Below are 11,121 nucleotides of genomic sequence, written 5' to 3' on the forward strand. Positions count from 1 at the left end.
TTTTTATATTCTACATGTTTCTTCTATATTTTCCACCTACTTCGAACAAAGCATTGGTGATCTGTCCCAGAGAACAATATTTCACGGCATCCATCATTACATTAAATAAATTCTGTTGATTGATGGCAGCGTGTTGTAATGTTTTTAAGGCAGCTTCTGACTTGTCTTCATTTGATCTTTGGAAATTATGAAGAGTTTCAATCTGAACCTGTTTTTCTTCCTCAGTTGAACGGATAACTTCTCCCGGACGAACCGTTGGTGAACCATCTTTACCAAGGAAAGTATTTACCCCGATAATTGGATATTCTCCAGTGTGTTTCAACCATTCGTAATGCATAGATTCTTCCTGAATTTTTGAACGTTGATACATCGTCTCCATTGCACCAAGAACACCTCCTCTTTCTGTAATTCTGTCAAATTCTGCATACACAGCTTCTTCCACTAAATCTGTCAACTCTTCAATGATAAATGATCCTTGAAGCGGATTTTCATTTTTCGCTAATCCTAATTCTTTGTTGATGATCAGCTGAATCGCCATTGCTCTTCTTACAGATTGTTCTGTAGGAGTTGTAATCGCCTCGTCATATGCATTTGTATGCAAAGAGTTACAGTTGTCATAAATAGCATAAAGGGCCTGAAGCGTTGTTCTGATATCATTAAAATCAATTTCCTGAGCGTGAAGAGAACGTCCCGAAGTTTGGATGTGGTATTTCAACATCTGGCTTCTTTCGTCAGCACCATATTTCAGTTTCATTGCTTTTGCCCAGATTCTTCTTGCTACACGTCCGATTACTGAGTATTCAGGGTCAATACCATTCGAGAAGAAGAAAGATAGGTTAGGAGCGAAATCATTAATGTTCATTCCTCTTGACAAATAATATTCCACATAAGTGAAACCATTCGCCAACGTAAATGCCAGCTGAGAAACCGGATTAGCACCTGCTTCCGCAATGTGGTATCCTGAAATAGAAACCGAATAGAAGTTTCTCACTTTTTCTGTGATGAAATATTCCTGAACATCACCCATCAATCTTAATGCGAATTCTGTAGAGAAGATACAGGTATTCTGAGCCTGATCTTCCTTTAAAATATCTGCCTGAACCGTTCCACGAACTGTTGCAATTGTTTTGGCTTTAATTTCAGCATAAGCTTCAGCCGGAATTACTTCATCTCCCGTTAAGCCCAACAATTTTAGACCTAATCCGTTATTTGATGGAGGCAATTCGCCGTTATATTTTGGTCTTTCTAAGCCTTTGTCATCGAATTTTGCTTTTAAGGCTTTCTCAACATTGGCTTCAAGCTTGTGTTCAGCAATATATTTTTCAACGTTCTGGTCAATGGCTGCATTCATAAAGAAAGCTAGCAACATGGGTGCAGGCCCGTTGATGGTCATAGAAACTGAAGTCATTGCATTCACCAAATCAAATCCGGAATACAATTTTTTAGCATCATCTAAAGTCGCAATAGAAACTCCTGCATTTCCAATTTTACCATAAATATCCGGTGGTAAAGCAGGGTCTTGACCATATAAAGTTACAGAGTCAAATGCTGTAGACAAACGTTTTGCATCCATTTCTGCAGAAACGTAATGGAATCTTCTGTTTGTTCTTTCTGGTCCTCCTTCTCCTGCAAACATTCTTGTAGGATCTTCACCCGTTCTTTTGAAAGGGTAAATTCCTGCAGTATAAGGGAATCCTCCAGGAAGATTTTCCTGGCCTTTCCATTTAATCAAATCACCCCAATCGGTATATTTAGGTAAAGCAATTTTTGGAATTCTTAAGTGAGATAAAGATTCTGTTGAGGTTTCAACCTTGATTTCTTTTCCTCTTACAAAATAGGAGTAAAACTCAGCATGGAAAGCTTTTTTCGTATCATCCCAAGTTTTTAGGAAGTCGATATTTTCCTGTTGAAGATCTTTTTCAGCCTTTTGATATTCAGCATCTAAAGTTTCATTAGAAAGAAAACTTCTCACTCCTTCAATGTGATACATTTTTCTGGCTAATTCTGCCTGTTTTTCAATATTAGCATCGTATTGTCTGTTGTTTTCAACAATCTCAGAAAGGTAACGAACTCTTTTTGGAGGGATAATGGTTACTTCATCTGTGATTTCCTGTTCAACAAAACCTTGTAAGTTCAAATCCGAGTACTTCTCATTAACTTTTTCAACCAATCTGTTGTATAATTCTGTTGTTCCGTGATCATTGAACTGAGACGCTTTTGTGGCATAAACCGGCATGTCATCCAATGGACTTTCCCACAATAAGTGGTTTCTCTGGAACTGTTTTCTTACTGCCTGAAGCGCATCCAAAGCACCTCTTTTATCAGATTTATTTAAGGCAACTAAATCTGCATAATCTAACATGTCGATTTTTTCCAACTGCGTAGAAGCTCCATATTCAGGAGTCATCACATACATTGAAACATCAGCAAAATCTGAAACCTCCGAACCCGATTGTCCGATACCTGAAGTTTCAAGAATAATTACATCAGGATGAGCAAGTTTCAAAACATTTAAAGCTGAATGGATAAATGGAGAAACGGAAACATTGTTTTCTCTCGTAGCCATAGAACGCATATAAACTCTGGAATCATTGATTGCGTTCATACGGATTCTGTCTCCCAATAATGCTCCTCCGGTTTTCTTTTTCGAAGGGTCAATGGAAATAATGGCAATTTTTTTACCAGGATTTGAACGAAGGAAACGTCTTACCAGTTCATCCGTCAAAGAAGATTTTCCTGCACCACCCGTTCCGGTGATACCAATAATTGGAATATTTAAATCCTTTGATTTTTCGTCAATGGCTTTTACTAGTTCAGGTTTATCTTCTGAAAAGTTTTCAACGGCAGAAATAATTTTAGCAATACTCGTAGAGTTTTCAAAGCTAATTGAGTCTAAATCTTCCGCAGTTACTTCTTTTCCTGTTGCGAAATCTGATCTTTTCACCAAATCATCGATCATTCCCTGTAAACCAAGTTCACGACCGTCGTCCGGAGAATAAATCCTGTCGATTCCGTAAGACATAATATCTTCGATTTCTTCGGGTAGGATTACACCGCCGCCGCCGCCAAAAATTTTAATTTGTGGAGAGTTTTTTTCTCTTAAAAGGTCATAGATATATTTAAAATATTCATTGTGACCACCTTGATAGGAGGTTAATGCAATAGCATTGGCATCTTCCTGGATCGCTGTATTTACAACTTCCTCTGCAGATTTGTCATGTCCTAGGTGAATAACTTCACATCCAGTTCCCTGAATGACACGACGCATAATATTGATCGCAGCATCATGCCCGTCAAATAATGAGGCAGCAGTTACGATTCTTACCTTGTTGGTTGGAGTATATTTTTGGGTTTCCATAAAAATTCTAGAAAGTTTCTAAGTTTCCAAATATAATAATAAAAAAAGAACCCTGTGTTTGATTTTATAGTATTGATTATCACTATTTTGGTTAAGGCTATTTAATTAAATGTCCCCTTTTTTGGGTTGAAGTGTTTAAAAGTTTGAAAGATCGGGAGTTGCAGAGTTAAAATGAGTTACAGGGATTTCATTTTCAAATGGATTCGGCTTTAGATTCTCAAATTAAATTCTCTACTTTTGCAAAATATTTTACAGACATGCAAAAAGCTTTGATGTACTTCGCATTGGGAACGGTAATAAGCTTCCTTATCAATTATTTCTTTTTAAGTTCAGAGAACATCGCATTGGATATTTATTATGCCTTTGCCTTTGGAACTGCATGGGGAATTGCTTATTATTTGGATACGCCCAACTTTACTTTACCTCAAAAACTAGGCTTATCATTTGTAGCCATGGGAATTCTTGTTCTGGTGGGAACCCTGATTTTTAAATTAGAATTAGCGATTCCTTCCATCCTAAAGTTTTCTACGGTTTTTGTAGCGTATTATTTATTTGCTAGCTTCAGGGGTAGCAAGTCATTAAGAAAATAAAAACTGAGGCTGTCAAAATAGACAGCCTCAGTTTTTTTATTTAGTGAATCATCAGAAAGCTAATTATAGCAAGACCGACAACTAAAAACGTAAATGCAAATAAATTAAGGGTAAATAATATGGCTCCAATAATAAAGCTTACGAGGCCATGTGCATGATAAACCCTACGGTGAGCAATAAAGAAATATCCAACACTATATATTGATAAGGCCATCACCAGAATATATAAAATAGTATTAGCCAGCCAAAAGTCTACTAGACCTATCAATTTGGTGAGTAAGAATATAAGCAGGATTGTTAATAAAAGAAACGAGAAATAATGCAGGGTAAAGATCCCGTGGTCAAAATACCACCATTTTTTCTTGCTATGAAAAACCCATAAAAAGAATGCAAAGAGCGGAAGATAGATGAAAAGGGCTTTGGGTAGGTTGTGAAATGACTTTTGTATCATATTAACAACAATTTCTTTTTTAGTTACTCCTTTCTCTTTAAGCTCAAAGAATTTATGAGCCACTGGTTTTTGAATAACATCAAAAATTGAAGGTTTTTTAGCCAGAGCCGAGTCATAGGATTTCCTCGTTCTGTATTGTCCATACTCCACATCAGGATCTATTGTCTTATTCAGGTTCAATATTTCTTTAACATCCTCTATTTTAGCGGAGTCCGGAAGTGCGTTTAAACCTTTAATAGTCATTGAATCCTCTGCTGTCAGGTTTTTTTTAGCCTGTATGCTGTCCAGTATTTTTTGAGCTTCCAGAGATTGTATTTTGGAAATAACACCTGTCTTTTCCGAATCTTTGTGGTCTTTCTCTTCATTAAAATTAAAATTCACCATAGGAAAAAGGGCAAACACAAAGAAAGTAATGAAACTGACAAATATATAGAGCTTTACAGGGGGAACAAATACCTGTCTCTTACCCTCCAGATAAGTGTTTGTAAGTTTTCCGGGTTTAAATAGTAGATTTTTTACCGTACCCCAGAATTGCCCATCATAATGGGTGAAGTCTTCAATAAAGTGGGTAAAAAGAAAATAAAACGGTTGGCGTCTTTCAGTATTTTCCTGTCCGCAATGGGGGCAGAAACGTTCTTCAACTTGATGCCCGCAGTTCAGGCAGGTTTTATCTTCTCTGATCTTTCCGTGGCTCATGAGTAAAAGTTTGTGAGGCAAATATAATTATTTCAGTGATAAAATAATGGGATCAGTAAGCTTTTGCGGAAATCTTTAAAGGAAAGTTAATAAAGAAAGAGTTGAGGGACCAAACTCTTACTTTATCAGTTGTGTTTTTAGAATCTTCTAAACGTTTTTTTCATCGCAACAACATTTTACAAGTTTTATGCCAAAAGTATAAATAGTGTTAAAATCTATTGCTATAGAGTTGAATAGCAGATATTATATAGATTAAATGAAATATGTTTTTGGGTTACGAAAATTATTTGTACCTTTGCACACCCTTTTAGGGGTAAATTATGTTTAATCTTTAACTAAAACGTGTGAATACATTAAGTTACAAAACTGTTTCAGCGAACAAAGCTACTGCTAATAAAGAATGGGTTGTGGTAGACGCTGAAGGACAGCCGTTAGGAAGACTAGCTTCTACGGTTGCAAAGATTTTGAGAGGTAAGCACAAAACGAACTTTACACCTCACGTAGATTGTGGTGATAACGTAATCGTTTTGAATGCTGGGAAAATTACGCTTTCCGGAAACAAGTGGGCTGATAAGACTTATATCTGGCATACAGGATACCCTGGTGGACAGAAGTCTATGACTGCGGCTGAACTTCAAAAGAAAGATTCTTTAAAGGTATTAGAAAAGTCTGTAAAAGGTATGTTACCTAAAAACAGATTAGGTTCTGCCATCCTTAAGAACCTTTATTTATATGAAGGAACTGAGCACAAACATGAAGCTCAACAGCCTAAAACAATTAATGTTAACGAATTTAAATAATTAATTATGTCTATAGTTCACAAAATCGGAAGAAGAAAAACTTCTGTAGCTAGAGTTTATGTAAAACCAGGTTCTGGTGTTATTACAGTAAACGGTAAAGATGCTGCAACTTATTTCTCTACAGACGTGATGGTTTATAAATTAAACCAACCGTTTATCCTTTCTGAGACTGTTGGTCAGTACGACGTTACCGTAAATGTTTTCGGTGGTGGAAATACAGGTCAAGCAGAGGCTATCAGATTAGGTATTTCTAGAGCTTTATGCGAAATCAACGCTGAGTTCAGATTAGCATTAAAGCCAGCTGGTTTACTTACAAGAGACGCAAGAATGGTGGAAAGAAAGAAGCCAGGTCAGAAAAAAGCAAGAAAGAGATTCCAATTCTCAAAACGTTAATTTTCAGACTTCAGATTCAAGATTTCAGATTTCAGAATTTATTCAATTTGTTGTCTTTTATCTAAAATCTATTTATCTAAACAAAAAAATTGCCCGTTACGTTTAGCATCCAAACGCTTCTCCCATCTAAAGAAGTTGTTGATTGTTTAAAAGACGGAAAGTAAACTAACAAAAACAGAAAACATGGCAAAAGCAAATGTAAAAGACCTTTTAGAGGCTGGCGTACACTTCGGTCACATGACTAGAAAGTGGAATCCAAATATGGCTCCATACATTTTTATGGAGAAAAACGGTATTCACATTGTAGACTTACATAAAACAGCAGTTAAATTAGATGAGGCGTGCAGCGCTTTAGAAAAATTAACTTCTGCAGGTAAAAAAGTTCTTTTCGTAGCTACTAAAAAGCAAGCGAAAGAAGTTGTTGCAAAACACGCTTCTGAACTTAATATGCCTTATATTACAGAAAGATGGCCAGGAGGTATGTTAACGAACTTCGTTACTATCAGAAAGGCGGTAAAGAAGATGAACTCTATCGACAAAATGAAAAAAGACGGTACGTTCGAAACTTTATCTAAAAAAGAAAGATTACAAGTTGACAGACAAAGAGCTAACTTAGAGAAAAACTTAGGTTCTATCTCTGACATGGTTAGACTTCCTTCTGCAATCTTTGTAGTTGATATCTTAAGAGAACACATCGCGGTAACTGAAGCTAAGAAATTAGGTATTCCAGTTTTCGGTATCGTTGATACAAACTCTGACCCTAGAAAAGTTGACTTCGTTATCCCAGGAAACGATGATGCTTCTAAATCTATCGATATGATCTTGAGCATTGTTTCTGATTCTATCAAAGAAGGTCAGTCTCAAAGAAAAGCTGATAAAGAAAAATCTAAAGAAGAAGGAGAAAAAGTGTCTGCTGATACAGATGCTGATTTCGATGCAGAATAATTAAAGATTTTCTTTAATATAGGAAAAACGCTGAACTTAGGTTCAGCGTTTTTTTGCTTTTATAGATGTTTAAATATTAGGTTAGTCTATTAAAATAAGAATATAAAAGAAAAGCCACAGAATTCTGTGGCCTTATGTTAGTTTCTAAGCGTTATAGAATAGGAACTTGTTATGTACTTTGTCGATTGATAGGACGAGTTGCAAACCATTCCTGAAAGTCGGTAGTTTTGATTTTTAGGAACCATGGTGTAGCCTATCTTTCCGGCTCCTATGGGAATCTTCTTAAAAAAGCCGTTTCCGCTTACCGTAAGGACCATATTACAAGAAGATTTATTCTCTACTGAAATGGAGGTTCTGAGGTTGCCGGGATCATCATCATTTAGAAGATCGCTGAGTACCTCTGCTGTTTCTGGTTTATAGGTTTTAATAAGCTCGTTATATTCTCTTGCTGTATTAGCCGCACTTCCACCAGAGTTATTGGTAGGGTAGGGATTTCTTATAGGGTAGCCACCATAGTTGGCACTACAACTTGTAAGAATTAATGAGATTCCTGTGAGAGCTAATAGCTTTTTCATACCTATTCTATTTTTTTCTTTTCTTTTTTAAGGGTTTTTCCGGTGGAGCAGCAGGCTTTTGTTCAGCTACTGGCTGTTTCGGATTATCAATGGTTACAAAGATACTTTTTTTTACCTCTTTCTGGGAAAAGTACTTCATATCACACACGTTACTGTTGAGGGTATAGGAGCCTTTGTTGATCACAATGAAGTTTTCTCCATGAGCAGGAACGGCAAGATTGTAATAATCTTTTCCTTCTATCCTAAGAACAATATTGCAGTCTGAGTTATTTTTAAATAAAAGGATAACTTCTTTTTTGGTAATATCCTCATTGAGCATTGCATTCAGGAGTTTTTCTGTTTTCTCCTTATGTTCGGTAGATGTTTCCGCAATTAATCGTCGAAATTCCTCCGCCTCTTTTGAATTGGGATCTTTCATTGCATTTTTGGGAATATCAGCCAATACAGGCCTTGCTTCCATCGGTTTGGCGGTAAGTGCTCCTTGGGTCCACTGAGAGTTTTTCAGGGCAATGAGCTTCGGTTTCAGCACACTCTTTTTCGGATCGTCAGGGTGTGCGTTCTTTAGATATTCTTCAATTTCCTTGATATTTGTGCTTTTTAGGATGTCTCTACTGCTTTTTTGTGCATTGGTAAAGACTGGGGTAAGGAAAGTGAAAAATAAAATCGTTAAAATTTTTTTTTTCATCAAGTGTTGTTTTATTTCATTAGCTTATTCGGAATTTTATATAAGTGATAGTTTTACCTTTAGCCGAAAATAGTTCTTCATAATACGTTTTGATGTCTCTCAAATGTTCTGTATCAGGATCATATTCCGGAGCTCCATAAATGTCATGGTGAGCAGAGATGATTTCATATCCTGCACCTTGTAGGTATCCTAAAGTATATCCGTGAAGAAACTCTGAATCTGTTTTCAAATGGATGATACCACCCGGCTTAAGGAATTTTTTATATCGGTTTAAAAAGTCAGGGTGAGTTAATCTGTGTTTTGTTCTTTTATATTTGATCTGTGGATCCGGGAAAGTGATCCAGATTTCATCTACTTCATTCTCGGCAAAGAAATGATCTACAAGTTCAATTTGCGATCTTAAAAAAGCAACATTATTCATATTGTTTTCCACAGCTTCTTTAGCTCCAAACCAAAATCTCGCGCCCTTAATGTCAATTCCGATAAAGTTTTTTTCAGGAAATGTTCTTGCAAGTCCTACAGAGTATTCTCCCTTTCCACAACCTAGTTCCAAAACGATAGGGTTGTCATTTTTAAAGAAGTTTTCTCTCCATTTTCCTTTAAGATCAAAGCCATTTAAAGCATCTTCTCTTGTTGGTTGGATAACATTTGGTAATATTTTGTTTTCAGCAAATCTTGCTAATTTATTCTTGCCCATTGAGATTTATAAAATGACTGCAAAAATAGTAAAAATTGCATAGATTATAGACCTTTTAGAACTAAAAGACCTATGGAGAATACACTATATTCGTTTGGTTACTTTGCCTTTGTGCTTCCGAGGGCTACCATAATTGGTTTTTGAATGGTTTTTTGTGAGGCATACTGCGCTCCGCAGACTAAGCTTGTGAAAAGATACTGTCCTTTTTCTATCACTATTGAGTTGTCAGCATGCGCTGGAATAGCAAGTCTATACTTGGTGGTTCCTACCCCTTCCATTCTCACAATGATATTACAGTCAGAATTATTTTGAATAAGAATAATGCATTCCTTAGCATTAGGATCATTATCAAAAAGGGAATTAAGGATTTTTACAGTCTTGTTTTGGTGTTCCACAGGAGAGATTTTCATCAGCATATTGAATTCTTCAGCTTCTGCATTGGGTATGGCTGTGTTGGAGGCTGTATTTACAACAAATGTATTTTGCGTGGTGCTTGGGGTGTAAACGGCTGTAGGTTGCTTTGATGCCAGTTCCGCCTTATACTTTGCGATTTGTTTCTCCTTGATTTTGGCGTTCATCTCATCAAAAGTAATCTTCGTAGAAGGTCTTCTTCTTAACAGGGCAAGCATTTCCTGCATATCTTTTACTTTCTGATCGTCAGGGTGTGCGTTTTTGATGTATTCTTTCATCAGTTCCATAACCCTTGGTTTCAGTACAGATCGTCTTGGATCATCAGGATGAGCGTCTCTTAAGAAAGCATTAATTTCATAGATGTTATTGCTTTTTATAACATCGCTGTAGTCTTTCCCTCTTTTTTGGGCAGACAGACTGAAAAACAAGACTGAGCTAATAAGTAAAAGTATTTTTTTCATTAATGAGTTTTTAGTTAAAAATGATGTACTTTCTCTTAATTTGCGTTTAGGTTAAATAGTTTATATGATAACGTAATAGTATTTTTTTTATTTTAAACACTTGTATGTGACATAAAATTACGCATATTTTTGAATATTAAACAGAAGTATTTGATAAATTTTGAATAGCCTGTATAAATGATAAAAAAATAATCCATGTAAATGATACATGGATTATGGTTTATATGAAATTTTGGTTTCTTTTTCAGATCAGATTTTACTTGGCAACTACCTCCTGAAGATGAGAGTTTCTTAATCTTTTTTGGTAGATAGGCACATATTTCTCAATAGGGATTTTTATGGCTTCGAAGTTTCCGGCCAATACGTAAGGCTGTATATTTTCTGACGTATAAACAAACTGAAGGAAGTTGTCAATCAGGTTTTCAGGAATTTTAAATCTGGTGAAATATTCTTTACCTAAATAATTCTTTATCTGGGTAACAGAACTATTCATCTTTTCATAGGCCTGATAACGTTGTTTTTTCTTTCTTTCCCCAGACAGCATATCATAGATGCTTCCAAGGCTTAAAGTAAGCCCACCATCTCTTAACCCGGCAACCGGAAGCTCAGGAGGAGTCCCGTCACCTTTAGGTTCTGGAAGACCAATTACTTTCTTAATAGCTAATCCTTTGTCTTCTTTCCTCAATGAATTTACATCATATCGAAGATTTCCTGTAGGCTTGAATCTGTTGAGTACAATTTCCTGAATCTCATAATACGCAATCTTTAGTTCTACAAGATTTTTCTGACCCAGCAATTGCGGAGTCATCTTGATGTCTTTTCTTTCGGTAACAATAGAGGTAAAACGGATAACATCACCCGGATTTGCGGGAACATTAAAATTACCATTATAGTCCGTAAGAACAGTCTTTTGTGTGTTCAGATTGGTAACATATACCTGGTTAAGATACAAGATAGAGTTATCCCTTAGAAATACTTCTCCGGAATACATTTGAGCATTGATTTTTGCCAGAAAAACCAATAACAACAGAGTAAACAGTTTCTTCATATAATTGGCAA

General features: G+C 36.0%; 11 protein-coding genes. 4 read left to right on the forward strand and 7 right to left on the reverse strand.

The features are described 5' to 3' along the window. Positions 1-10: 10 nt before the first annotated feature. Positions 11-3,358, reverse strand: a complete 3,348-nt coding sequence (locus C7D53_RS00195; RefSeq protein ID WP_106914433.1) for a methylmalonyl-CoA mutase family protein — start codon at positions 3,356-3,358, stop codon at positions 11-13. A 257-nt stretch (positions 3,359-3,615) separates the two neighbouring features. On the opposite strand from C7D53_RS00195, the gene C7D53_RS00200 reads away from it, so the two are divergent. Then, positions 3,616-3,948, forward strand: a complete 333-nt coding sequence (locus C7D53_RS00200; protein WP_106915526.1) for a hypothetical protein — start codon at positions 3,616-3,618, stop codon at positions 3,946-3,948. Between the two features lie 40 nt (positions 3,949-3,988). On the opposite strand, the gene C7D53_RS00205 is transcribed toward C7D53_RS00200, so the two are convergent. After that, positions 3,989-5,095 carry a DUF3667 domain-containing protein gene (locus C7D53_RS00205; protein ID WP_106914434.1) on the reverse strand — a complete coding sequence of 369 codons (1,107 nt, stop codon included), beginning with the start codon at positions 5,093-5,095 and terminating at the stop codon, positions 3,989-3,991. A gap of 344 nt (positions 5,096-5,439) precedes the next feature. Here C7D53_RS00205 and rplM point away from each other — a divergent pair, with 344 nt between their 5' ends. The 3 genes from rplM to rpsB all read left to right on the forward strand — a co-directional run bounded on the left by rplM (position 5,440) and on the right by rpsB (position 7,233). Further along, positions 5,440-5,895 carry a 50S ribosomal protein L13 gene (gene rplM, locus C7D53_RS00210; protein ID WP_047385928.1) on the forward strand — a complete coding sequence of 152 codons (456 nt, stop codon included), beginning with the start codon at positions 5,440-5,442 and terminating at the stop codon, positions 5,893-5,895. A gap of 6 nt (positions 5,896-5,901) precedes the next feature. Further along, the gene (gene rpsI / locus C7D53_RS00215; RefSeq protein ID WP_034706090.1) at positions 5,902-6,288 is read left to right on the forward strand and encodes a 30S ribosomal protein S9; all 387 of its coding nucleotides are present in this window, start codon (positions 5,902-5,904) and stop codon (positions 6,286-6,288) included. Between the two features lie 183 nt (positions 6,289-6,471). Next, a complete protein-coding gene (gene rpsB, locus C7D53_RS00220; RefSeq protein ID WP_045501217.1) occupies positions 6,472-7,233 on the forward strand; it encodes a 30S ribosomal protein S2 in 762 nt (253 codons plus the stop codon). A 137-nt stretch (positions 7,234-7,370) separates the two neighbouring features. On the opposite strand, the gene C7D53_RS00225 is transcribed toward rpsB, so the two are convergent. The 5 genes from C7D53_RS00225 to C7D53_RS00245 all read right to left on the reverse strand — a co-directional run bounded on the left by C7D53_RS00225 (position 7,371) and on the right by C7D53_RS00245 (position 11,110). Then, positions 7,371-7,808, reverse strand: coding sequence for a DUF6759 domain-containing protein (locus C7D53_RS00225; protein WP_106914435.1), 438 nt, complete (start codon positions 7,806-7,808; stop codon positions 7,371-7,373). A gap of 7 nt (positions 7,809-7,815) precedes the next feature. Then, positions 7,816-8,493 carry a DUF6759 domain-containing protein gene (locus tag C7D53_RS00230; protein WP_228422127.1) on the reverse strand — a complete coding sequence of 226 codons (678 nt, stop codon included), beginning with the start codon at positions 8,491-8,493 and terminating at the stop codon, positions 7,816-7,818. A 19-nt stretch (positions 8,494-8,512) separates the two neighbouring features. Then, positions 8,513-9,190 carry a tRNA (guanosine(46)-N7)-methyltransferase TrmB gene (gene trmB, locus C7D53_RS00235; protein ID WP_106914436.1) on the reverse strand — a complete coding sequence of 226 codons (678 nt, stop codon included), beginning with the start codon at positions 9,188-9,190 and terminating at the stop codon, positions 8,513-8,515. A gap of 98 nt (positions 9,191-9,288) precedes the next feature. Continuing rightward, complete coding sequence (locus C7D53_RS00240; protein WP_106914437.1) at positions 9,289-10,062, reverse strand: DUF6759 domain-containing protein; 774 nt, start codon at positions 10,060-10,062, stop codon at positions 9,289-9,291. A gap of 256 nt (positions 10,063-10,318) precedes the next feature. Further along, entirely contained in the window at positions 10,319-11,110 is a 792-nt protein-coding gene (locus C7D53_RS00245) for a hypothetical protein (protein WP_106914438.1), read from the reverse strand. Positions 11,111-11,121 lie beyond the last annotated feature (11 nt).

It is taken from the genome of Chryseobacterium aurantiacum, from assembly GCF_003020585.1.
GTDB classification, from domain to species: domain Bacteria; phylum Bacteroidota; class Bacteroidia; order Flavobacteriales; family Weeksellaceae; genus Chryseobacterium; species Chryseobacterium aurantiacum.

Bases quoted from the DNA above. Each gene is read 5' to 3' on its own strand.
- C7D53_RS00195 (WP_106914433.1), bottom strand. From the start codon at position 3,358: ATGGAAACCCAAAAATATACTCCAACCAACAAGGTAAGAATCGTAACT.
- C7D53_RS00200 (WP_106915526.1), top strand. From the start codon at position 3,616: ATGCAAAAAGCTTTGATGTACTTCGCATTGGGAACGGTAATAAGCTTC.
- trmB (WP_106914436.1), bottom strand. From the start codon at position 9,190: ATGGGCAAGAATAAATTAGCAAGATTTGCTGAAAACAAAATATTACCA.
- C7D53_RS00230 (WP_228422127.1), bottom strand. From the start codon at position 8,493: ATGAAAAAAAAAATTTTAACGATTTTATTTTTCACTTTCCTTACCCCA.
- C7D53_RS00240 (WP_106914437.1), bottom strand. From the start codon at position 10,062: ATGAAAAAAATACTTTTACTTATTAGCTCAGTCTTGTTTTTCAGTCTG.
- C7D53_RS00225 (WP_106914435.1), bottom strand. From the start codon at position 7,808: ATGAAAAAGCTATTAGCTCTCACAGGAATCTCATTAATTCTTACAAGT.
- C7D53_RS00205 (WP_106914434.1), bottom strand. From the start codon at position 5,095: ATGAGCCACGGAAAGATCAGAGAAGATAAAACCTGCCTGAACTGCGGG.
- rpsI (WP_034706090.1), top strand. From the start codon at position 5,902: ATGTCTATAGTTCACAAAATCGGAAGAAGAAAAACTTCTGTAGCTAGA.
- rpsB (WP_045501217.1), top strand. From the start codon at position 6,472: ATGGCAAAAGCAAATGTAAAAGACCTTTTAGAGGCTGGCGTACACTTC.
- C7D53_RS00245 (WP_106914438.1), bottom strand. From the start codon at position 11,110: ATGAAGAAACTGTTTACTCTGTTGTTATTGGTTTTTCTGGCAAAAATC.